This is a genomic window from Paraburkholderia dipogonis (genome assembly GCF_046027395.1).
GTDB lineage: Bacteria > Pseudomonadota > Gammaproteobacteria > Burkholderiales > Burkholderiaceae > Paraburkholderia > Paraburkholderia dipogonis_A.
Genome location: NZ_JAQQEG010000046.1, coordinates 15150 through 38902 on the forward strand (window position 1 = coordinate 15150; position 23753 = coordinate 38902).

Annotated in this window: 18 protein-coding genes; 8 read left to right on the plus strand and 10 right to left on the minus strand. The window is 64.2% G+C overall.

Annotation, left to right across the window (positions count from 1 at the left end):
• Nucleotides 1-351: 351 nt before the first annotated feature.
• The 4 genes from PQR32_RS34775 to PQR32_RS34790 form a co-directional block, all read right to left on the minus strand.
• Nucleotides 352-2913 carry a glucose/quinate/shikimate family membrane-bound PQQ-dependent dehydrogenase gene (locus tag PQR32_RS34775; protein WP_408238145.1) on the minus strand — a complete coding sequence of 854 codons (2562 nt, stop codon included), beginning with the start codon at nucleotides 2911-2913 and terminating at the stop codon, nucleotides 352-354.
• An 84-nt stretch (nucleotides 2914-2997) separates the two neighbouring features.
• A complete protein-coding gene (locus tag PQR32_RS34780) occupies nucleotides 2998-4101 on the minus strand; it encodes a porin (protein ID WP_408238148.1) in 1104 nt (367 codons plus the stop codon).
• Nucleotides 4102-4657: 556 nt separating this feature from the next.
• Nucleotides 4658-5989: a chloride channel protein gene (locus PQR32_RS34785; RefSeq protein WP_408238151.1), complete on the minus strand. Its 1332-nt coding sequence runs from the start codon at nucleotides 5987-5989 to the stop codon at nucleotides 4658-4660.
• Nucleotides 5990-6155: 166 nt separating this feature from the next.
• The gene (locus PQR32_RS34790) at nucleotides 6156-6530 is read right to left on the minus strand and encodes an MAPEG family protein (protein ID WP_408238154.1); all 375 of its coding nucleotides are present in this window, start codon (nucleotides 6528-6530) and stop codon (nucleotides 6156-6158) included.
• Nucleotides 6531-6932: 402 nt separating this feature from the next.
• Here PQR32_RS34790 and PQR32_RS34795 point away from each other — a divergent pair, with 402 nt between their 5' ends.
• The 8 genes from PQR32_RS34795 to PQR32_RS34830 all read left to right on the plus strand — a co-directional run bounded on the left by PQR32_RS34795 (nucleotide 6933) and on the right by PQR32_RS34830 (nucleotide 19049).
• Complete coding sequence (locus PQR32_RS34795; protein WP_408238157.1) at nucleotides 6933-8153, plus strand: MFS transporter; 1221 nt, start codon at nucleotides 6933-6935, stop codon at nucleotides 8151-8153.
• Between the two features lie 359 nt (nucleotides 8154-8512).
• Nucleotides 8513-9379: a TetR/AcrR family transcriptional regulator gene (locus tag PQR32_RS34800; RefSeq protein ID WP_408238160.1), complete on the plus strand. Its 867-nt coding sequence runs from the start codon at nucleotides 8513-8515 to the stop codon at nucleotides 9377-9379.
• A 149-nt stretch (nucleotides 9380-9528) separates the two neighbouring features.
• Nucleotides 9529-12027, plus strand: coding sequence for an acyl-CoA dehydrogenase (locus PQR32_RS34805; protein WP_408238163.1), 2499 nt, complete (start codon nucleotides 9529-9531; stop codon nucleotides 12025-12027).
• Between the two features lie 157 nt (nucleotides 12028-12184).
• A complete protein-coding gene (locus tag PQR32_RS34810) occupies nucleotides 12185-13603 on the plus strand; it encodes a 3-oxoacyl-ACP reductase (RefSeq protein ID WP_408238166.1) in 1419 nt (472 codons plus the stop codon).
• 2 nt (nucleotides 13604-13605) lie between these two features.
• Entirely contained in the window at nucleotides 13606-14541 is a 936-nt protein-coding gene (locus tag PQR32_RS34815) for a MaoC family dehydratase (protein ID WP_408238169.1), read from the plus strand.
• A 159-nt stretch (nucleotides 14542-14700) separates the two neighbouring features.
• Nucleotides 14701-16002, plus strand: coding sequence for an acetyl-CoA C-acetyltransferase (locus tag PQR32_RS34820; RefSeq protein ID WP_408238172.1), 1302 nt, complete (start codon nucleotides 14701-14703; stop codon nucleotides 16000-16002).
• Between the two features lie 166 nt (nucleotides 16003-16168).
• On the plus strand, nucleotides 16169-17977 hold the full coding sequence (locus PQR32_RS34825) for an AMP-binding protein (RefSeq protein ID WP_408238175.1): 1809 nt from the start codon (nucleotides 16169-16171) through the stop codon (nucleotides 17975-17977).
• A 37-nt stretch (nucleotides 17978-18014) separates the two neighbouring features.
• A complete protein-coding gene (locus tag PQR32_RS34830) occupies nucleotides 18015-19049 on the plus strand; it encodes a DUF1571 domain-containing protein (protein ID WP_408238178.1) in 1035 nt (344 codons plus the stop codon).
• On the opposite strand, the gene PQR32_RS34835 is transcribed toward PQR32_RS34830, so the two are convergent.
• The 6 genes from PQR32_RS34835 to PQR32_RS34860 all read right to left on the minus strand — a co-directional run bounded on the left by PQR32_RS34835 (nucleotide 19046) and on the right by PQR32_RS34860 (nucleotide 23435).
• A complete protein-coding gene (locus PQR32_RS34835) occupies nucleotides 19046-19486 on the minus strand; it encodes a hypothetical protein (RefSeq protein ID WP_408238181.1) in 441 nt (146 codons plus the stop codon). The two genes, PQR32_RS34830 and PQR32_RS34835, sit on opposite strands and share 4 nt — an antisense overlap.
• A 41-nt stretch (nucleotides 19487-19527) precedes the next feature.
• A complete protein-coding gene (locus tag PQR32_RS34840) occupies nucleotides 19528-21105 on the minus strand; it encodes an FAD-binding oxidoreductase (protein ID WP_408238184.1) in 1578 nt (525 codons plus the stop codon).
• 64 nt (nucleotides 21106-21169) lie between these two features.
• Nucleotides 21170-21640, minus strand: a complete 471-nt coding sequence (locus PQR32_RS34845) for a hypothetical protein (RefSeq protein ID WP_408238187.1) — start codon at nucleotides 21638-21640, stop codon at nucleotides 21170-21172.
• Between the two features lie 258 nt (nucleotides 21641-21898).
• Nucleotides 21899-22750 carry a zf-HC2 domain-containing protein gene (locus PQR32_RS34850; RefSeq protein WP_408238190.1) on the minus strand — a complete coding sequence of 284 codons (852 nt, stop codon included), beginning with the start codon at nucleotides 22748-22750 and terminating at the stop codon, nucleotides 21899-21901.
• On the minus strand, nucleotides 22750-23280 hold the full coding sequence (locus PQR32_RS34855) for a sigma-70 family RNA polymerase sigma factor (RefSeq protein ID WP_408238193.1): 531 nt from the start codon (nucleotides 23278-23280) through the stop codon (nucleotides 22750-22752). The genes PQR32_RS34850 and PQR32_RS34855 overlap by 1 nt, the downstream gene beginning before the upstream one ends.
• A 14-nt stretch (nucleotides 23281-23294) precedes the next feature.
• Nucleotides 23295-23435 carry a hypothetical protein gene (locus PQR32_RS34860; protein ID WP_168793469.1) on the minus strand — a complete coding sequence of 47 codons (141 nt, stop codon included), beginning with the start codon at nucleotides 23433-23435 and terminating at the stop codon, nucleotides 23295-23297.
• Between the last annotated feature and the right edge of the window lie 318 nt (nucleotides 23436-23753).

The following is a 23753-nucleotide window of genomic DNA, read 5'->3' on the forward strand; positions in this document are numbered from 1 at the left end:
GGCTTAGCTGTCGACCAGAGTTGGCCCGTCGACCAGAGTTGGCGCTTTAGCGCTTACTCTGGCCCATGGCGCGTTACTCGGGTCCCATGCGAAGCACTGACTCCAATCCCATGCAAGATGGTTGCTGTAAGGCTGCGAATTCCCTTTAGAAATTATTGTCTACGCTTCCCGCCTCCCCGGCTATCGCTTGCACCGTCGTCCCATTTATTGGATCACCTCTGGCGTGACGCCAGAAGCCGGACCACAAAAAAACGGCATGCGCGGCGCGCTTCTCGCGCGCGCGGCATGCCGCTGCATCAGGCCAGATCCTTCCAGTGCGCCGCACTGAAACAACCCGGCGGCGCATGCCGCTTACTGCTGCGGCAACGCGTAGGCAATCACATAGTCGCCGAGCTTCGTGCCGAACGAGCCATGCCCGCCCGCCGCGATCACGACGTATTGACGGCCGTTGATCGAATAACTCATCGGCGTGGCCTGGCCGCCCGCGGGCAAGCGGGCCTCCCAGACCTGTTTGCCGTTGTTCACGTCGAACCCGCGGATGTAGTTGTCCGCCGTCGCGCCGATAAACGCGACGCCGCCCGCGGTGACGATCGGACCGCCCAGCATCGGCATGCCCATCCTGAACGGCAACGGAATCGGCGAACTGTCGCGCACGGTGCCAATGCGCTTCTTCCACACGATCTCATTGGTCTTGAGATCGATCGCGGAGATGTAGCCCCATGCCGGCTGCTTGCATGGCAAGCCGAACGGCGACAGGAACGGGTTGATCACCACGCCGTACGGCACCCCGTATTGCGGCTGGATGCCTGACTCCGTGCCGCTACCCTTGGCGCCGGGCACCGGCTCCAGCGGGTTGCCGGGACCGCGCGGAATCAGACGCGAGACGAACGGCAGCGCGATTGGGTTCGCGACGGCGAACTGGCGGTCGGTGTCGACGGCAATGCCGCCCCACTCGAACATGCCCAGGTTGCCCGGGAACACCAGCGTGCCCTGCAGCGAAGGCGGCGTGAACGTGCCTTCATACCGCAGCTTGTGGAACATCACACGGCATACGAGCTGGTCGTACATCGTGGCGCCCCACATGTCGGCGTCGGTCAGGTTCTTCGACGGGCGATACGTGAGCTGCGAGAACGGCTGTGTCGGCTCAACGTGGTCGCCGGGGGCAGCGCCTTGCGGCACGGGCGTTTCGGGCGCCGGCACGACGGGTACACCCGTGCGGCGGTCGAGCACGAACAGGTTGCCGGTCTTGGCCGGCGCGTACACGACCGGCACGGTCTGGCCATCCTTGCCGGTGATGTCGGCGAGCGTGGGCTGCGACGGCTGGTCCATGTCCCACAGATCGTGGTGCGCGGTCTGGTAGAACCAGGCGAGCTTGCCGGTCGAGGCGTGAAGCGCGAGCAGGCCGCTGGCGTAATGCTCCTGCTCGGGCGTGCGGTTGCCGCCCCAGATATCCGGTGTCGTGACACCCATCGGCAGATAGACGATGTCGAGCTTCGCGTCATAGGCGGAGGGCGCCCACGAGTTGGGCGAATTCCACGTGTAATGCTCGCCCGGGCCCGGAATGTGATTCGGGTCCTTCGCGCCCGGATCGAACGCCCAGAGTAATTCGCCCGTGCGCACATCGAAGCCGCGGATGACGCCCGACGGCTCGCGGTTCGAGAAGTTGTCCTCGACCGCGCCCGCCACGACGATCACCTTGCTGGTGATGATCGACGGCGAAGTGGGCTCGTACATGCCCGCTGTCGTGACCGGCTGGGCGTGTTGAAGGTCGAGGTCGCCGTGGTTGCCGAAGCCCTCGCAACGTTGGCCTGTCAGCGCGTCGAGCGCGTAAAGGTGGCCGTCGTTGACCGGCAGGTAGATGCGGCGTGTACAGGCGGCCGTGGCATCGCTCGCTGGCGCGGGCGCGGGTGCGGGTGCGGGTGCGGGTGCGGCAGCGGCAGCGGCAGCGGTGGTGTCGCTCGCGGTGACCGTAGCGGCTGCGGCAGTATCGCTCGCTGGCGCAGCAGCGGCTGCGGCGGCATCGCTCATCGGCGCGGCAGCAGTGGCGGTGGCGTCGCTCGCCGGCGCCGCCGCGGGTGCGCCCGCCGTGGCGCTGGCCGACAGATCGACATACGACACGCCGCGGCAAGTCACGTGCTGGAACGACGGATCGGACTTCAGTCTCGGATCGAACTTCCACTTGAGCGTGCCCGTCTTCGCGTCGAGCGCGAACAGAATCTGATGCGGCGAGCATAGGTAAAGCAGATCGCCGATCTTGATCGGCGTGACTTCATTGGTGATCTCGACAGGATCGTTGGGCCCTTTCATGTCGCCCGTGCGGAAGGTCCAGGCCACCTGGAGATCCTTCACATTCTCAGGCGTGATCTGCTGCAATGGCGAGTAGCGCGTGCCTTCCTGGGTGCGCCCATAGGCGGGCCAGTCGGCGGCGTCGATCCCGGTGCTGGCGCCGCCCGCGGGCGCGGCAGCGCTCAGTGTGCCGTTGACCTGCTGCGGATCGTTGAAGCTTGCGTACACGAGCACGCCCGCCCATGCCACGAGCGCGATGACGAGCGACGCGACGCCTAGCTTGCGCTCGCCTTCCAGCCGCCAGCTCATGAGCAGCAGCAACCACACGCCGAAGATGACTAGCACACCGGAGCGCGGCGCGAGCGCCCAGAAGTCGGGACCCGACTCCAGCAGAGCCCAGATCGCCGTGCCGATCAGCACGAGCGCATAAAGCACGAGCGCGGCGGTACTGCGCCGCCAAAGCAGCCAGGCCACGCCCAACAGCACGATGCCTGTGATGAGATAGTAGGCGGAGCCGCCGACCGCGAGCAGCCATGCGCCGCCGATCAGCAGATAGAGTGCGGTCAGCACCGTGAAGAGCAATGTGATGACGCCGATCACGCCCCGCGAATTCGACTGACTGGTCATGATGATCTCAACCCTCTTGAGTGGATGCCGCCTGCCGCCAGTACCGACGCCGAATTCACGCGCCGGAGCATGGTAAAAAGCATATCAGAACGTGTGCATCATTCCGACGTACACGCCGGTTTGCGATTCGCCGGCTACCGGGCTCGTCGGCGACGACGAATCGCGCGGCGTCGCGAACACTGAGAACGTACCGTTCCTGCTGTTGTTCACATACGCGACGGTCCCATAGAGGAATGTACGCGCGTCCAGGTTATAGGTGGTCCCGAGTGCATAGAGCAAGGCATGGCTGCCAGGGTCGTGCGAAGCATCTCCCGCGCCCTCGCCTACCCGGATATAAAAGCCCGCCGCGGTCACGGCCCAGCGCGGTGTGGCCTCATACGTGGCGCCCAGCCAGTAGTGGTCGGCGCTGTCGGCCACGCCTGCGGGCGAATCGGGCGCCGCATAGTGCGTGTAGGCCGCCTGGATCTTGAACTTCTGCACGCGCACGTTCGCACCGACGAAATACTCGCGCGAGGCCGTGAAGATGTTGGATAAGCGGCCGCTCGAATCGCGTAGCTCGTCGTAGATGCCGCGCACGTCGAAGAGCGGCGAATGGTAGGTGAGCATGATGCCGTCCGAGCGGCCGAACTCGCCTTCGGCGCCGGTGTTGAATCCGCTCGCCTGATTGCCAAAGGCATATTGGCCCTGAACGTCAAAGCCATGAAAGACCGGGCTGTGGTACTCGACGTTGTTGCTGGTCTGCTGCCAGTTGCGTCCGCGCACGAGCGAAGCCGACGACACGGCCTGCTGCACGAACGGATCGAATTCCCAGACGCCGTCGCTGTCGATGAAAAGATTGCGCCCGGCCTGCAACTGGCCCCACGTCTCGTTCTTCAGGCCTACATACGCGCGGCGCGAGAAGAGCCTGCCGCCGCCCGTCGTGCCGTTCATGATCTGCAGCGCGGTTTCGAGGTCAAACAGTGCGGACATGCCGCCGCCGAGATCTTCGGTACCCTTGAAGCCCAGCATGCTGGTACCCCAGTCGCCGCCTTCCGCGCTCCAACGGCTCGAACTGCCACCCGTGCCGTTGGCAATGTGATTCAGGTATTCGACACCGCCATCGACACGGCCATACAGCGTCACGCTCGATTGTGCAGAAGCAGCCGTGCTGGCTGCGAGCAGGAGGACACCGCACAGTTTATATTTCACGTGAGGTTCCAGGTTGATTCTCCTTTCGTTCTCCTTGCCGTCCCGGACGCTGTGCTAATGGAAAGCGTACGGCGGAAGGTGACAGAGTCGGACTACCAACTCGATTGCTCGCTATAGCGGTCGTTGTGATTCGCGTGGATCGTCGAGCACACCCTGACGTTCAGGCGCTTGCGAATGCGCTCTGGCTAGAGCTATGCATATTAGGAGGCGCGGCAGCGACCTGGAATGACATATTTGTTGTAGCCGGTTACCCTGATTCGCTCACAGGTCTGCTCGTATCCCGACGCCCAGGCGAGGCACGCTGACGCAAAGAGCAGCCCGAAGCTGAGCTAATCGGGCGAAGATGGTTGGCAACGTTGCGCACGATCAGCGTCGTTCTCGCGGCTACGTCTTTCATGCCGTGAAGAATGAGTGCTTCGTGGGGCATCGAAACTGCCCGTTGAACCATTGGGCTTCGCTGGTTTCCTTATTTTTGACTTTGCTTCTTTCCAGCTGCCGGATTTCGCTTCTGACGGCATGACATGACATCGACCATGCAGCCGCCAGGACCTGAGCCCTATCGCGCTTTGCTCGCCCCACTCCAGCTAAACCCAAAGCTCGACTGCACCACAGGCGCCCACTTCGCGCACGCGCGAAAACCCAGCAGCGCGCCGCCCACGGCAAACAACACAGGAATCAGAAAATCCTGGCTCACACGGGTGAACTCGAACATGAGCACCACGGCTGTAATCGGCATCTGCATCGAGGCAGCGAGAAACGCCGTTGCGCCGACCACCGCGAATGCGCCCAACGACGCCCCCGGCCACACGAGGCTCCACAGTCCGCCGAGCACGATCGCCAGCAGCGCGCCATTCGCGAGCCCCGGCGTGAGCAGGCCGCCTTCGGCGCCCGCGCGCAAACTGCTCGCGGTGATCACCACCTTCAGCACCAGCAGCATCGCGGCGAGACTGATGGTCAAGCCACCATCGAATGCCAGTCCCGCAGGTCCCTTGCCATTGCCGAGCAACTGCGGGAAATGCATCGCGAGGACGCCGATCATCGCGAAGTTCAGCATCGACAACACCGGCAGGCGCCAGTTCTTCGGCGCGGCCGCCCGCGAGCGTTTCATCAGTTCCGCGAAGCTCCACGCCGCCACGCCGAAAATCGGACCGCACACCACGGACCAGACTACGAGCGTGGTGCTCAGCGTCATCGACGGCACGAGATATTGATGCTCGTTGCCCAGTCCCAGTTGTGCAACCAGCGCGGCCACCGACGAGGTCACAATGGCCGGCACCAGGGCGGGCCAGCCGAAGGTGCCCAGCAGGACTTCCAGCACGAACACCGCGCCGCCGAGCGGCACGTTGTAGACCGCGGCCAAACCGGCGCCCGCGCCGCACGCCACCATGATCCGGCTCTGCGCGACCGACAGACCCGCGCGACGCGACAGCCAGCCGGCAAGCGCCGAGCCGATCTCGCGCGGCGCGACTTCGCGGCCGAGCGGCGAGCCGAGCGCCACAGTGACGATCTGCAGCACCGCATGAATCGTCGTGCTCATGACGGGCATCTGCGGATCGTCGGACTTGACGGCCTGGCGAATGCTCACGAGCGGCCGGCCGAACCGATACAGCGCCCACCAGCCGAGTCCCGCGACCAGGCCGCAAAACGTCAGCACGAGCAGGCGGCGTTCGGGCGCGGCACCGCTGACGCCTTGCAGAAAACTCTCGGCGCTGATCACGTGCGTCACGCTGTAGCCGTATGCAAGATGCTGGATGCCATGCAGCAGCAGCGCGAGCAGCATGCCGCCGAGGCCGGCGCCGATACCCGTGAGCAGCGTGACCGCGGCGACCACGGCAAACGGACTCCGCTCGCGGCGTACAGGCTCGGAAGTGATTGATTTGACTGACATGGCGCGTCGACAAAGGCGAAATAAATGGGATGGCGACCATGGTATTCCGCGACGCAACATGAATCAAATTGATTTTTCAGCTCGACTAATGCGCATGCTACATATATTGGAAAGCGAAGCCTTTCCGGCTCACACGACGTGACTGGCGCGCTGCCGTCGCACGTGCCTAGCGAACGGAAACGAAGAACATCGACACCACGCACGCAACGCCGACAAACCAGACCAGCGAACGCAGCGACGCCAGGTTCGCCACATACAGCACGCCGTGCAGCACACGCGCGACGACGAACGTGATCGCGAGCCAGTTGATCCACGTACCCGATCCGCCCGTCTGTCCCGCCACAACGATCGCTGCGGTGAACATCGCGAGCGCCTCCCACGCGTTCTGATGCGCCGCATGAGCCCGCGCGCGCCAGCCTTCGAGACCGGCAAGATAAGCGCGAGGCGTGCGATTGTCGTAGCGCTTGCTGACTTTCGCCAGCATGGTCCACGGAAACGGCAACAGCGCCACGATGAGCAGGCATAAATGCGGAATGGTCATGGGTCAGTCTTCCTTGTATGCGCGGCGCGAAATGCCGCGAGCCGCTGTTATACCCGCCGGCCCGTGCCGCCGCCAATCGGAATCCCGCGAGCGTCACCTCTACCGATATGCAAATCAGCGAAAGTCAAAATGACCGGCCTGGCATGAAAATCACATCCGAATTAGATTACAAATAACAAACTAAACGGCACACACCGTCAATACAATAATTACATTTACCCGACATAAATCGTGCGCCGCATGAAATCGACTCCAGGGATTAATACGGATAAACGCTGGTTCATTCATGCAAGCGTTTAACAGTCGGCGTACACTCGCTCGAAGCCCATGCCACGGGGCGTGCGGGGCTGCGGAGCCACCCGTCGTTGAACGCGGGTGATTGGAGAACCAGGAGAACAATCAATGAGTTGGACACGGGAACAAAGAAACGTCACGATCGCTGCCTATCTGGGCTGGACTCTCGACGCATTCGATTTCTTTCTAATGGTGTTCGTATTGAAAGATATTGCGGCGGAGTTCAATACAAAAATCCCCGAAGTCGCCTTCGGCATCATGCTGACCTTGGTGATGCGTCCGCTCGGCGCATTGATTTTCGGCTGGCTCGCCGACAAGTACGGCCGCCGTCCCACGCTGATGGTCAACATCGCGTGTTTCTCGCTGCTGGAATTGCTGTCCGGCTTTTCGCCGAACCTGGCCACCCTGCTCGTGCTGCGCGCGCTGTTCGGCATTGCGATGGGCGGCGAATGGGGCGTCGGCGGCGCACTGACCATGGAAACCGTGCCGCCGAAATCGCGCGGCATCGTCTCGGGTCTTCTGCAGGCCGGCTATCCGAGCGGCTATCTGCTTGCCTCGGTCGTGTTCGGTGTGTTCTACCAGTACATCGGCTGGCGCGGCATGTTCTTCGTCGGCGTACTGCCGGCGTTGCTCGTGCTGTACGTGCGGGCGCATGTGCCGGAATCGCCGGCCTTCAAGACGCTCGAAAAGAAAGCGCGTCCGGGTCTCGTCGCCACGCTCAGGCAGAACGTCAAGCTGTCACTGTACGCGATCATTCTCATGACCGCGTTCAACTTCTTCTCGCACGGTTCGCAGGATTTGTATCCGACCTTCTTGCGCGTGCAGCATCAGTTCGACGCGCATACGGTATCGTGGATTACGATCGTGCTGAACATCGGCGCGATTTGCGGCGGCCTGTTCTTCGGTGCGTTGTCCGAAAAGATCGGCCGCAAGCGCGCGATCTTCATTGCTGCGTTGATTGCGTTGCCAGTGCTGCCGCTGTGGGCCTTCTCGACCACGCCGGTGCTGCTCGCGGTGGGCGCCTTCCTGATGCAGATCTCCGTGCAAGGTGCATGGGGTGTGATCCCAGTGCACCTGAACGAAATCTCGCCCGATGAAATTCGCGCGACGTTCCCCGGCCTCGTGTATCAGCTCGGCAATCTGATCGCGTCGGTGAACGGGCCGTTGCAGGCGAGCGCTGCGGAAGCGCACGGCAACAACTACGCGCTCATCATGGCCGTCGTGATCGGCATCGTGGCGGTGGTGATCGCCGCGCTGATTCCGTTCAGCCGCGAGCGCCGCGGCATCGACATGACACAGTCGGCCAGGCAGGTTGCGGCACAGGTTTAAGCGTTCGAACCAAACAGCTATTTTGCCGGCGCGTTATCGGGCACAATAGACGAAAGAGGCGGCTCGAACCGCCGCGACGCAGAACACGCGTCAGCCAACAAACGCAGGGCCTAACAAGGTAGCAAGCAATACGAGGCCGTTCCGATTTTCATCGGAACGGCCTTTTTTATTTCCGCGCGGTTTGACGCGCCGCGTGTATGGAAAGGCTGACCTTCGTCAGGTCTTCTAGAGGAGTTAGTCGACACCGACCCCTTGATGGCACACCTCATTTCTTCTTATCCTGAAAAAAACGGCCGTTTCAAATAAACATTTGAATCGCTTGTTTGCGGGCCGGATGCCCGGCAACTGGGAGACGCAACATGGCAGTTCGCACAACAGGCCGGCATGCCGGCGATACGAAGTCCCGCATCCTCGACGCCGCCGAAACACTCTTTATCGAATGCGGCTATGAGGCCATGTCGCTGCGCCAGATTACTTCGCGCGCCGAAGTCAATCTCGCGGCAGTGAACTATCACTTCGGCAGCAAGGAATCGCTGATTCACTCGATGCTGTCACGCCGCCTCGACCACCTCAACCAGGAGCGGCTCAAACTGCTCGACCGCTTCGACACCATGCTCGGCGAGCGCCTGACCTGCGAGCACGTGCTCGGTGCGATGTTCATTCCGGCGCTGCGCCTGTCGCGCGATCCGCGCGTGGGCGGCAAGGCGTTTCTGCGTTTGCTCGGCCGTGCTTATACCGATCCGTCGTCGTTCATTCGCGACTTTCTCAACGGGCACTACGCTTCGGTGGCGGTGCGCTTTTTCGATGCGTTCCAGCGCGCGTTGCCGCATCTGCCGCGCGAGGAACTCGGCTGGCGTCTGCACTTCGCGATCGGCGCGCTGTCGGGCGTGCTGGCCGGCACCGACACGGACAGCCTGATTTCCGAGTTCTCGCAGGGCAAGTCGATGAACGACCTGCAACTCATCGCACGCCTCGCCTCACTGATGGTGGCCGCGCTCAAGGCGCCGTTGCCTGACGGCTCGCAACTGGCCGCGTTCGCCGCGGTGCTCGGCGACGCCAGCGAAGGCGGTGTGGAGTGCGCTGGCGGCGGCGGTGCGGAAGGCGCGAGCGCTGCACGCACTGAAGACGGATCGGAGTCGCCCTCACCGGCCGTATCGGAAGGCGAACATCGTGGCGGCAGCATGGAAGCAGGTTCGCGTCAGCACGCATTTCACCGCGCGGCTTAACAATCGAGCGCCGCGGGCAGCGCGCCGTCATGAGCCGTCGCCCGCACGCGGCGAGGCAACGCGAGCGTGAGGTAGAAAATCAATAGAACGCGAACCGTCCGCGCTACGTGGATGCGTTCGCTCGCACCATCCAAAGAGGAGGAAGCGTCATGCCGTGGTTCATCCTGATACTCGTCATTGCCGCTATCGCGCTCGTCTACGTTCAGGCGCGCGCGGCTTGGTGGCTTGCCTTCATGATCGTCTGGGTGGCGGCCGCGCATGTCACCGGAGCGGCGGGCGCGGTCGCCACGACACTGCTCGCCATCGTATTCGTCCTCCCTGCCCTCGTGCTCGCGCTCAAACCGCTGCGCCGCAGGTGGCTCGCCAAGCCCGTGCTCGACATCTTCCGCAAGATCCTGCCGGAGATGTCGCCGACCGAGCGCGATGCGATCGAAGCCGGCACGGTCTGGTGGGATGCCGAACTGTTCTCGGGCCGCCCGCATTGGGACACGCTGCTCGGCTACGGCCCTGCCACGTTGACGGCGGAAGAACAGTCGTTCCTCGACGTCGAATGCGAGCAGCTCTGCGATCTCGCCAACGACTGGGAAACCACCATGGTCTGGCAGGACCTGTCGCCGCAAACCTGGCAGTACATCAAGGAACGCGGCTTTCTCGGCATGATCATCCCGAAGCAGTACGGCGGCAAGCAGTTCTCCGCCTACGCGCATTCTCAGGTCATCATGAAGCTCGCCACGCGCTGCTCGGCCGCCGCCGTTTCGGTGATGGTGCCGAATTCGCTCGGCCCCGCCGAATTGCTGTTGCACTACGGCACCGACGAGCAGAAAAACCATTACCTGCCGCGCCTCGCGCGTGGCGAGGAAATCCCCTGCTTCGCGTTGACGAGCCCCTACGCCGGTTCCGACGCAGCGGCGATTCCGGACGTCGGCGTCGTGTGCAAGGGGACGTTCGAAGGCCGCGAGACGCTGGGTTTTCGGGTCACGTGGGACAAGCGCTATATCACGCTCGGGCCGATTGCGACCGTGCTCGGCCTCGCCTTTCGCGCGCTCGACCCCGACCATCTGCTCGGCACGGACGACGAACCCGGCATCACCTGCGCGCTGATTCCGACCGACCATCCGGGCGTGAACATCGGCCGCCGCCACTGGCCGCTCAACGCCGTGTTCCAGAACGGCCCGAACTCCGGCAAGGACGTGTTCATTCCGCTCGACTGGGTGATCGGCGGGCGCGCGCAGGTCGGCAACGGCTGGCGCATGCTGATGGAATGTCTCGCGGCGGGCCGGGCGATTTCGCTGCCTTCGTCGAATGTCGGGATGGCGAAAATCGCCGTGCGCGGCACCGGCGCCTATGCCGCGATTCGCCGCCAGTTCCGCACCGCCGTCGGCAAGTTCGAGGGCGTGCAGGAAGCGCTCGGCCGCATGGGCGGCAACCTGTACGTGATGGACGCCGCGCGCCGCCTGTCGGCACACGCGGTGGATCTAGGCGAGAAGCCTTCCGTGATTTCGGCGATCGCGAAGTATCACATCACCGAGCGCGCCCGCATGGTCATTAACGACGGCATGGATATCACCGCCGGCAAGGGCATCTGCATGGGGCCGTCGAACTTTCTCGCGCGCGCCTATCAGCAGGTGCCGATCTCGATCACTGTGGAAGGCGCCAACATTCTCACGCGCTGCCTGATCATCTTCGGCCAGGGCGCGATTCGGTGTCATCCGTATGTCCTGAAGGAAATGGCCGCTACGCGCGAAACGGACCACGCCAAGGCGCTGCGCGATTTCGACGAGGCGTTCTTCGGCCACGTCAGCTTCACGCTCTCCAACGTGGTGCGCAGTTTTGTCTATGGCGTGACGGGCGGCGCCTTCATCGCCAAACCACGCATGGCGCATGCGCCGCTGCATGCTTACTATCGCGCGGCCACTCGCCTGTCCACCGCGTTCGCGCTGCTCGCCGATGTCTCGATGTTCGTGCTCGGCGGCGATCTGAAACGCCGCGAGCGCATCTCCGCGCGTCTGGGCGACGTGCTGTCCCAGCTCTACCTGGTCTCCGCCACGCTCAAGCGTTTCGAAGACGAAGGCCGTCAGGAAGAAGACCTGCCACTGGTCCGCTGGGGCGTCGAGGATTCGCTGTACAAGGCGCAACACGCGCTCGACGGCGTGCTCGCCAACTATCCGAATCGCCTCGCCGCCGGCCTCGTGCGCGTGCTCGCGTTCCCGTTTGGGCTGCCGTACCGCGAGCCGTCCGATCGCCTCGGCAGCGAGATCGCCGAACTGATGCAAACGCCAGGCGCCGCGCGCAATCGTCTGGTGTCCGATTCATATGTGCCGCATCCGGATGTCGACGCGCTCGGCTACGGCGAACTCGTGTTCGAGCTGAACCCGCGCTTCACGCAGATCGAGCAGAAGCTGCGCGACGCGGTCAAGCAAGGCCTGCTCGAACCGATGCCGCAGAGCCTGCCGCAACTGGCCGCCTGGACCGACGCGGCGCAGAAAAAAGGCCTGCTCGACGCCGACGACCGGCGCGTGCTCGACGACTACGCGCGTTACGGCGCGCAAGTCGTGAAGGTGGACGATTTCCCCGCCGACTTCGACATGCTCGCCAATCTGCAAAAGCGCAAGGAGACCCTGGAAAAGGCGCTAGGGCTCGCGGCCTGAGTTCGGCGCCGGCTTAAAAAAACATCCGGGGAAGGCACGCCGCGGGCGCCGAACTCGGTGCACACTGACACACGTTCAACGCCCGGCAGGGAGACTTCCTGCCGGGCGTTTCCCGAGGGGGCAACCTTGCGGCGTGGCCAGCGGAGCGACTAATAATATGAACGACTCTTATCTGAACTTCGTCAACTCGCCGTTCGGCGCGCGCCTTGCGCGTTCGCTCGGCTTGCCCAAGCCCGAGGTGCTGCGCCGCTATCGCGCGGATCAGCCCGAATTCGGCGGACTGGTGGCGATCGGCGCAGGCCGCGAACCGCATCTGCTCGACGCGCTGGCGACGCTCGTCGCGAGCATCGGCGTGACGAGCGTCGCGCATGAAAGCGCCGGCTTGTGGGTGCCGCTCGCCAACCGGCACGGTCTTATGACGGGGCGTTTCGAAGCGGCCGAGTCAGGCTCGCAGGGCAAACTCGTGGCCCTGCTGTTCGACGCGAGCGGCATCGAAGACAGTACCCAGCTCGAACCGTTGCACGGCTTCTTCCACGACACGCTGCGCTCGCTCGGCAGGTGTGGGCGCATCATCGTGCTGGGACGGCCGCCGGAAACCTGCGCGACGCCGCGTCAGTGGACCGCGCAACGCGCGCTCGAAGGCTTCATGCGTTCGCTCGGCAAGGAAGCGCGGCGCGGCATCACCGCGAATCTCGTGTATGTGGAGCAAGGCGCCGAGAACCGCGTGGAAGCGACGCTGCGGTTCTTTCTGTCGCCGCGTTCGGCGTATGTTTCGGGTCAAGTCGTGCGCATCGCCGCCGGTTCAGGCGTGAGCGGCGATGCCACGCCCGCGTTCGACTGGCGGCAGCCACTCGCGGGCCGGCGCGCGGTCGTGACCGGCGCGGCGCGCGGCATCGGCGCATCGATTGCGAGCGTGCTGGCGGCCGAAGGCGCGCACGTGATCGGCATCGACATTCCGACAGCCCGCGACGCGCTCGATGCAACCATGCGTCAGTTGAACGGCACCGCCCTCGCCTTCGACATCGCCGCGCCCGAAGCGCCCGCCCAGATCGCCACCGCGCTCGACGAACAAGGCGTGGATATCGTCGTGCACAACGCCGGCATCACGAAGGACAAAACCATCGCGAAGATGACCGACGCCGCGTGGCAAAGCGTGATCGACATCAACCTGTCCGCGCAGGAACGGATCGACGACGCCCTGCTTGCCGCCGGCATCCTGCGCGACGGCGGCCGCATCATCGGCGTGTCGTCGATCAGCGGCATCGCCGGCAATCTCGGCCAGACCAATTACGCCGCGTCGAAGGCCGGCGTGATCGGCCGCGTGCAGAGCATGGCGCCACATCTGCGTGCACGCGGCATCACGATCAACGCGGTCGCGCCCGGCTTCATCGAAACGCAGATGACCGCGAAGATTCCGCTGACCATCCGCGAAGCCGGCCGCCGCATGAATTCGATGAGCCAGGGCGGCCAGCCGGTCGACGTCGCGCAGACCATCGCGTGGCTCGCGCATCCGGGATCGGCCGGCGTGAGCGGCCAGGTCGTGCGCGTATGCGGACAAAGCCTGATTGGAGCGTGACCATGGGTGAGCCCGGTGATCCGTTCGGCGGCAGTCCGCTATCGAACACGGCGCGGCCGGATGCGGTGCGGCCGAAGACCGTCGTGATCGACACCTTGCCCGCGCCCGCCAAGCTCTATGCGCGCGCGTTGTCCGGCATCGTCAAACGCGGGCGCGAGACGCATCTGCCGCCGCTGCGGCTCGTGCGCCCCGCCGTCGCCCTCGACCCGGGGCCGATCTGGCGTTACGCGCGCGTGTGCGGTTTCATCCCCGAGCACGGCGTGCCACTCACGTATCCGCATCTGCTCGCTTTTCCCTTGCATCTGCTGATGCTGACCGACCCGGCGTTTCCGTGGCCGGCGCTCGGCCTGGTGCATCTGGCCAACCACGTGCGCCTGCGCCGGCCGCTCGCCTACAAGGACATGCTGCGCGTCGAGGTGGAATTCGGCGCGCTGCTGCGCCACGACAAAGGCCAGGCGTTCGTGCTGCACACCCGCATGTACCGGCGCGGCGAAGCGGTCTGGGACGGCGACAGCGTCTATCTGAAGCGCGGCGTGCCGGCGAGCGGCAGCGTGCTCGATCCGCTCGAACTCGGATCCGAGGCGCTGCAACGCATCGCGCGCTGGCAACTCGCGTCGCAACTGGGCCGCGACTACGCGAGCGTGTCCGGCGACTACAACCCGATCCATCTGACCGCGCTGTCCGCGAAGGCCTTCGGCTTCCCACGAGCGATCGCGCATGGCATGTGGACGCTGGCGCGTGCCGCCTCCGCGTCGCAACCGCCGAAGCCGCTTGCGGAAGCCACGCTCAGCGCCGAATTCAAACTGCCGATGCTGCTACCGGGCGAAGCGTCGCTATGGAGCGCGTCGCCTTCGCTGATCGAACGCGACATCGAAGTGCGCGACATTGCCGGGCAGAAACCGCATTTGCGTGGCCGTATGCAATGGAGGCTGCAATGAGATGCGTGCGTCGTGCGTCGTGCGTCGAAACATGCGTCGAGTCGTGGAATTCAGGGCGGATGAAATCGTTGTTGGATCAGGCCCGTCGCTAACAACCGTCACACCATTTGCCCCATTCGCACCATTCAATAACCAGGGAACGACCCGAAGGAGCCGAGCATGTCCAACCCGCTGCCAGCCGTGCGCCGAGTCGCCATCGTCGGGGGCAACCGGATTCCGTTTGCCCGCTCGAATACTGCCTACGCGACCGCGTCGAATCAGGACATGTTGACCTTCACGCTGCAAGGCCTGATCGACCGCTACAACCTGCACGGCGAACGTCTGGGCGAAGTCGCCGCGGGCGCCGTCATCAAGCACTCGCGCGACTTCAATCTGACGCGCGAATCCGTGCTATCCACCACGCTCGCCAAGGAAACGCCCGCTTACGACGTGCAGCAGGCCTGCGGCACCGGACTCGAAGCCGCGATCCTCGTCGCCAACAAGATTGCCTTGGGGCAGATCGAAGTGGGCATTGCGGGTGGCGTCGATACGACGTCCGATGCGCCGATCGGCGTCAACGAGCGGATGCGCAAAATTCTGCTCGAAGCCAATCGCGGCAAGAGCACCGGACAACGCGTCGGCGCGCTGAGCAAGCTGCGGCCCGGCATGTTTTTCAAGCCGCTCCTGCCGCGCAACGGCGAGCCGCGCACGGGCCTTTCGATGGGCGAGCATTGCGAGCTGATGGCCAAGCGCTGGAACATCTCGCGCGAGGCGCAGGACGTGCTCGCCTATGACAGCCACCGCAAGCTCACCGAGGCGTACGCGCGCGGCTTCGTCAACGATCTGATGACGCCCTACCGCGGCCTCGCGCGCGACAACAATCTGCGCTCCGACCTCACGCTCGAAAAACTCGCGGGCCTGAAGCCGGTGTTCGACCGCGACGCCGGCACGCTGACCGCCGGCAATTCGACGCCGCTCACCGACGGCGCCTCCGCCGTGTTGCTCGCGAGCGAAGAATGGGCCGCGCGTCATGGACTGCCCGTGCTTGCATACCTGAGCTGGTCCGAAACCGCCGCCGTCGACTTCTTCGACAAGAAAGAAGGCCTGCTGATGGCGCCCGCCTACGCCGTGCCGCGCATGCTGGCGCGCGCCGGACTCACGTTGCAGGACTTCGATCTGTACGAAATCCACGAAGCGTTCGCCGCCCAGGTGTTGTGCACGCTCGCGGCGTGGCAGGATGACGAGTATTGCCGCACGCAACTCGGCTTGCCGGGCCCGCTCGGCGCGATCGATCGGGCAAAACTGAACGTGAACGGCAGTTCGCTTGCCACAGGCCATCCGTTCGCGGCGACGGGTGGACGCATTGTCGCCGCCCTCGCGAAAATGCTCGCGCAACTCGACAAACCGGCCGGCACCGCGCGCGGGCTGATTTCGATCTGCGCGGCGGGCGGTCAGGGGGTGGTCGCGATTCTGGAACGCTGAGCATCGTGATGCGCTTCAACGTTCGCTGCGCCGCATGTTTTTGCTTCACACGCTGCCACACTCGCGTGAATTGCTTCGATGACTGGCCGCAAGACCAGCATACAAACAGATGAAGCCACAGCTTCAGCAACCATCTTGCATGGGACAGCTTTGCAAGGAGACGACCATGACCCAGCCCACTCAAGCCCCGCTCGCCGCCGCGTCCGCGGCGCCGAACGCAGCGAACCCGGCGCCTGCTGCCATGCAGGGTCAGGCGCCGCACCACGCGCCCAACACCGACGGCATCTGGTACGCATCCTATCCGGCGGACGTGCCGCACGAGATCGACGTCGCGCAATACGAATCGGTCGTGCAGTTCTTTGACGAATGCATCGCGAAGTTCCGCGAGCGTGTCGCGTATGTGAGCGTGGGCGCGAACCTGACCTACGGCGAACTCGGCCGCAAGGCCACTGCGTTCGCCGCGTATCTGCAAAGTCTGGGCGTGAAGCCGGGCGAACGCGTGGCGATCATGTTGCCGAATACGTTCCAGTATCCGGTGTCGCTGTTCGGCGTGCTGAAGGCCGGCGGCGTAGTGGTCAACGTGAATCCGCTCTATACGGTCCGCGAACTCGCGCATCAGTTGAAGGACAGCGGCGCGCAAACCATCATCGTGTTCGAGAACTTCGCGAAGACAGTCGAAGACGCGCTGCCCAGCACGAAGGTGCAGAACGTGATCGTGACGGGCCTGGGCGATCTGCTCGCCGACGGACTGAATCTGAAGGGACGTCTGCTCAATTTCATGCTGCGGCATGTGAAGAAGATGGTGCCCGCGTACAACCTGCCCAAGGCGGTGCCGCTGCTCGAAGCGCTCTCGACCGGCTACTCGCGGCCGTTGACGCCCGTGCGCCCCACACACGACGACATCGCGTTCCTGCAGTACACGGGTGGCACGACCGGCGTCGCCAAGGGCGCGATGCTCACGCACAAGAACATCATCGCCAATCTGCTGCAGGCGAAGGCGTGGTCCGAAGGCCAACTGACCGGCGACGTCGAAACGGTACTCACGCCGCTGCCGCTCTATCACATCTATTCGTTGACGGTGAACGCACTGATCTTCATGGGACTGGGCGGGCGCAACATTCTGATCGCCAATCCGCGCGACATGAAGCGCGTGATGATGATCATCCGTCACGAGAAATTCACCGGCATGACCGCCGTGAACACGCTCTATAACGCGTTCCTCGAAAACGAGGAGTTCTGCAAGCGCGACTTCTCCGATCTCAAGCTCGCGATGGCGGGCGGCATGGCGACGCAAAAGTCGGTGGCCGAGCGTTTCAAGGCGGTGACCGGCAAGCCGATCATCGAAGGCTATGGGCTCACGGAATGCTCGCCGATCGTGTCGATGAATCCGGTCGACCTCTCGAATATGCGCGACTTCGAAGGTTCGATTGGTTTGCCCGCGCCATCCACCCAGGTCCGTTTCAGGAAGGACGACGGCAGTTGGGCGAACATCGGCGAGGCGGGTGAATTGTGCGTGAAGGGACCGCAGGTGATGAAAGGCTACTGGAACCGTCCGGAGGAAACCGCGAAGGTGATCGACGACGACGGCTGGCTCGCCACCGGCGACATCGGCGTGATGGATTCGCGCGGTTACATCCGGCTGATCGACCGGAAGAAGGACATGATCCTGGTGTCGGGCTTCAACGTCTATCCGAATGAAATCGAAGATGTGATCGCGGCGCACCCGGACGTGCGGGAAGTCGCCGCAATCGGTGTGCCCGATGCCGCGCAAGGCGAACGGGTGAAGGTGTTCATCGTCAAGCGCAATCCGTCGCTGACGGCGGAACAGGTGATCGCTCACTGTCGCAAGAACCTGACCGGCTACAAGGTGCCGAAACTCGTCGAGTTCCGCGACGAGCTGCCGCAAACCAATGTCGGCAAGATTCTGCGCCGTGCCTTGCGCGACGAGGAACTCGCGAAGCAAAAGCCTGCCTGACAGGGAAGGCGCCTCGCGCCACCTTTCGGAGAGATTCATGAAGCACCGCCTGTCCGCACGCTCACGCCGCACGCCGGCCTTCATGCGCCTCGCCCGTTTTTCGCCGCAGACCGCTGGTTTGCGTGCGAGCTTGTTCGCGTCCTTCAGCGTCTCATTGCAAACCGTGCGGTCGCGCAAACTGCTGATCGCGGCGCTCCTGGCCGGAGCCGCTGCACTGGCGCCCACGGCGTTCGCGCAAAACGACGACACGCCCCCCGCGCTCGATACCGCCAGCGCGGTGAAGGCGCCCGCCACGCCCTCCTCACAGGTCGGCAAGCTCACGCTGGATCAACAGGTCAAGTGGCTGCGCGCCGCGCAGCAGAGCGGCGCGATGGAAAAGTTCGGCGACGCGCAACTGGTCGCGCTCTTCAAGTCGCTCGATCCGCTCGCGTTGCCGCGCTATATCAAGGAAGGGCCGAACGGCTATCCGTCGTACGAGTTCACGATGGCGCGTTCGGAACGCATTCATGGCCAGTGGCCCGACAAGCCCGATCACATGCTGGTGCGCGTCGCGCACGACCCGCTGCGCATCTACGCGACGTGGCTGCCCGACGGCGCGCGCGCCGGCCAGGAAATCATCTACGACGAGTCCAAACGGACCGATGAAATGTACGGACACCTGGGCGGCATCATGAATGTGATGCCGGTGTGGACGTCGCTGAACGGCGCCCTCGCCCGTGCGCAATCGAACCATCAGGTGCGCGATCTCGGCACGGAATACATTGCGAACCAGTACCTCAGCGAAGGCAAGAAATACATCGAGGCCGGCTTGCCGCGTTCGACCCAGGTGGAAGTCAAAACGGTCGATGGCGTGCGCGTGGTGGCCTTCACCTTCGAAACGCCGACTGGTCAGCCGCAGTTCTACGCGAAGAAAGAAACGCTCGGCCTCGACCTGCGGCATCCGTATTTCCGCACCGTCGAGTCTTATGACAACGACGGCAAGATCTTCGAGAAGATCGTGTTCGAAACCATCACGCCGAAAACATTCGACGACTCGACCTTCGATCCGAAGAACAAGGCGTACAAGTTCTAGCTCTTGGGCAATAGGCGCGGCGCGAAAGCGAATGCAAATGCGACGTGGGCACGCCGCGTATCCGAGCCCATGCTTTGCTCGTGACTGTGTTCGATCACATGTCCCGCGCTTTTAGCGAGTTGGTTCAGCACGAAGTAATCGGACGCGCGTGTGAGGCCGATCAGCGAGGCCGACGAAAGCGTGGACGTGGGTGTCGGCGTTGCGCAAAGCAGCGGTGCGAGTGTCGTGTACCAGAGCGCGCCGATATCGTCGCCGGTTTCGAAGACGGGCAACTGCCTGTGTGCGACATAGCCGGCGAATGCGGCGCCGTACGCTAGCGTGGAGTCGACCACCGCCACCGTATTGCTACGCGCCGCCGCATGCACGAGCCACGGCCACGCGCTGCCTGCCGCAGTCGAGAGGTAAGCGCCGGTCATCATGAAAGTGCGCCGGTCCATTCATCGCTCCTGTCGTCATGTTGCGCGTGCGGTCCGCGCCCTCAGGTGTAGCCGCGCCGGTCGCGCCATGCCGCCGGCCAGATGCCCTGCTTGCCCGGCGCGAGAATCCCGTTCGGGTCGAGCGCGTCCTTGATCGTTTCCGAAAACCGCAGCAATGCGCCGTCGTTGAAGCTGTATTGGGCCGCCGCAAAATCCATATACGCGAGATGCGCGCGATATTCGCCGTAGCCCGCCGCGCGCGCGTCGCTCATCAGCGAACGCAACAGCGCGCCGGCCTGCTCCACCTGGTTCGCGTCGTCGCGGTCGAAGATCGCCGCGAAAATGTGATGCAGATGTCGTACGCCCGCCGTAAAACCGCCGTAGTAATCGAAGCCGTATTCCGCGGCGCGCGCCTTGACCATCGTGTATTGGCGCAACGCGTCGCGCCCGGTCGCGGGACACACCGGCGCGAAGTCCACATGCGCGCCCGCGCCGCCGCGCCAGTCGAGCATGCGAAACGCGCTCATCGCCGGAATGCCGGCGAGGTTGCGATCGCCGCCCGCCGTGGGCTGCGCATCGCCCGCGTAACGCGCGGCCAGGAACCGCGCCTGCGGCACGCGCGCGAACGCGCGCTGCACGATCGCATAGCGCGCGTCGATCGATTCAGGCGTGCCGTATAACGCGAAATGCAGATTCCAGCGGCCCACGTTCAGTTTCTCGAGCATGGCGGTGACGGCGCTCTCGGGCATCACGCCCGGTCCGTCGTACCACTGCGCGCGCGCCGACAAGCCGGCCGCGCGGCGCAAACCGCCTTCGATCACCGCGTGATTGCGGATCGTTTCATCGAGCCGCAACGGCCGCAAAATCTCCACGATCGCTTCGAGATCCGCTTCATGTTGAAACTGGATTTCGCCGAGCAGATACGCGGGCGGCGCGGGCATCAGCCAGACGCCCAGCTTGGTGACGATGCCGTAGTTCGACTGCATGAACATCGCATCGAACGAGGGTCCGTAACCCGGCTGATATAACTGCCACGCGGTGCCGATTTCGATCCCGCCCATGCCGGTGCGCAAGACATCGCCGTTGGCCAGCACCACTTCCATGCCGCACTGCGACGCCGCATGATCGCCGTATGCGGTATAGCCGAAGCCACGTTCGAGCGTATTGCCGACCACACTGCCCCAACCGGCCGCGGGCGGATCGACCCACAGCTTGTAGCCCTTGTCGCGCAGATACGCGTACAGATCGAAGTAACTGACGCCCGGCTCGACCAGCGCATAAGCCATGGCCTCGTTCACTTCGATGATGCGGTTCATCCTGTGCAGATCGAGCACGACCGACCCGGCGAGACGCGGCGCCGCGCCGCCATACGCGAAGTTGCGTCCGGTCGAGACGGTCCACAGCGGAATGCGGAATTGATTGGCAATCCGCAGCACCGCGCGAATTTCGTCGACGGAGCCGGGCAAGACGGCGGCACTGGCCGAAAACGCTTCGCGCTCGCCGGGCGCGAACGGATCGAGATACGCGGCGAGTCCGTCCGCCGAGGTCACCACCTGCGGCTCGCCGACAATCGAGCGCCAACCGGCGAGCGCGCGATCGAACTGCGCGGCGGACACCTTCGGCGGCAAGCTACGAATCAAAGCGTCTCCTTGGCCGCCGCGAGTCAGCGGCACGAGTCACTGGCAACGAATCAGCGGCAGTGAGTCAGCGGCGCATTCCACCACCGCCGTGCGACATGCCGCCCCATGAGTGCATGGGCGTTGCGCCATGCCAACCGGCGCGGCCGCCCATGCCGAACGATCCGTGCACGCCATGCACATAGCGCACATGATCCATGTGATGAAAATGATGAAAGCGGTCGACGAACACAAACGACACGCCGACACCAAACACCACCGGCGGCCCCCAATACCATGGATCGTAGTAGTAGACGGGGCCATCCGCCAAGGCCTGCGCGGCGGCATCGTCCTCGACGATCTGCCACGTGCCGTCCGGTTGCAGGCAGGCGCGGCCGTTGATCTGCTGCATGACGCCGTCGATTTCCGCCTGCCCCGCCACGAACCGGCACGTCGACGCGTCCGATTGCGCTTCGACCGGCGCCGCGCACGCGGCGCACAGGCACATACAGGCTACGCCGCAATACAGCCCGCTGCCGAACTGATGAAATGTGAGCATGATTTTGCTGCCTCGACGCGCCGGCGTTGCGACCCGAAAGAAACGTGTCGGCACCGTGAAGACACCGTCGGTTTGCCTTGCTGAAGACCTTGCCGTGAACGCGCACAGACACGCGTCAACGGCACGGTCCAGCAACAGGTAAACGTTGCGTCGCGCGACGCTATTCCGCGTGCGCGGCGGGCGCGCACGCGGTTTCTGTTACCGGGTGTTGCAGAACTGGCAGATCGACGGACGGGCGGATCGGATCCGCGAATACCGTTACTGCCACGACTCCGGTTTTCCGCCGAGCGCGCTGCACACGTCGATGGCGATCGTGCGCAGCTTGCCTTCCGCGATTGGCCCGGACAGCGCGTAGCCCATGCCGTCGCTGACCCAGTAGAAGGTGCGCCGGTTGCCGTCGCGGAACAGGCGGAACGCGGTTTCGTCGCGTGAAATGCCGGTGACGTAGAGCGTGAGCCGTGCGCCGCCGGTGTTCTCATACATGAACTGCGCCGCCGGTCCCGCTTCGCCGGGCAACAGCCGCCCGCCCACCAGTGAATAGCCGTATTCCTGCAATGACGGCACCGAGAGCGGCCGGTTCAGCCGTTTGGAGAGCCAGCTGATCAGATGCTCTTCTTCGTTCGCGGCGACTTCCACCGGATGACGCCGCTCCGGCGTGTACACCGCGTAGGCAATGTCCGCGCGCTCGGCGAAGCTCGGCGGCTGGCTGCCCAGACCGCCCCACGCGCCACCCGTCAGACGCGGCGCGAGCGGCCCGAGGGCGAGCGCGAGCCCGGCGCCCGCCGCCAGCCAGCAGGCCGCGACGCCCGCGCGCTGCCACCACGAGGTCCTCCGGCGCAACACGATGAAAGCCGGCTCATCGGCCGCCTCGCGCTCATGGCGCTCGTTGCGCTCATCACGCTCACTGTGCTGCGGCGCGCCGCACAGCACGCGCAACGCGGCTTTCTGCGCGCGCCACGCGGCTACGCGCGCGGCGGCCTGCGGATGCTGCGCCAGTTGAGCCTCGATCGCGGCGCGCTCCGCGCCCGGCAATTCACCGTCGACATACGCCGACAGCGCTCGCAGATCGAGCCCTTCGGGCAAGCTGGAATCGTAGTCGTCGCTGTTCATCACGGGTTTCTCACTACTTTCAACGGTGGACTTTTACGCACCGGCCCCTGAGCCGGTCCCTCCGTCAGCAACGCGCGCATGTGTTCGCGAGCGCGCGAGAGCCGCGACATCACCGTGCCAATCGGCACGCCGAGCGCGCGCGACGCTTCCTGATAAGACAGTTCCTCCACGCAGACCAGCAACAGTACTTCGCGCTGTTCGACTGGCAGACAATACAACGCGCGTTGCAGATCGCGCAGCACGAGGCCGTCGACTTCCCCTTGCGGCGCTTCGAGATTACGCCACGGCGCGCTCTCGTCGTCGACGGCAATTTCGCGGCGGCCGCGTAACTGGTCGATGTAGAGATGCCGCAGGATCGTCAGGAGCCATGCGCGCAAATTGCTGTCCGGCCGGAACGCCGCCCAACGGGCGAGCGCGCGCTCCGCCGTATCCTGCACGAGGTCGTCGGCCCACGCGCGGTCGCCCGTCAGTGCGCGCGCGTAGCGGCGCAGCTGCGGGAGCCACGAAACCACTTCAGCTTCGAAATTCACCCGGCGGGCGGCGCTCAGTAGCCGCCGCTGCTGCCACTGCCGCTCGTGCTGGAGGCGCCGCTATCGGTCGCGGACGTACACGCGCTCGTCGCGAGCGTACCGCCCGCGAGTGCCAGCAGAACGAAAACAGCGGAAAGAATGCGGGATACTTTCATGGTGAGTCTCCTGTCGGCCAGAGTTGGCGCCCTGGCGCCTTACTCTGGTCCCATGCAAGATGCTTGCGGATGAGCGCCCGTACATCGGGTGCGGCCGGCAAGCCGGTCGGCCACGCGCACGATGCAGCGTCGCCATGCCTGATATAACGCGCTCAGGCGGTGATTTATTCCGCCCAAAGCACGACCATGCGCTATCTTTTTCCGCCATCCGCGCTGCAAAGGCCCGCGTGTGGCGGAAGAACGCGGCATTCGTCGGCAGATTCGTAACGCAACGTTACAGTCAATAGTTATCAGATGCTTCTGCGCCCACAAGCCGTT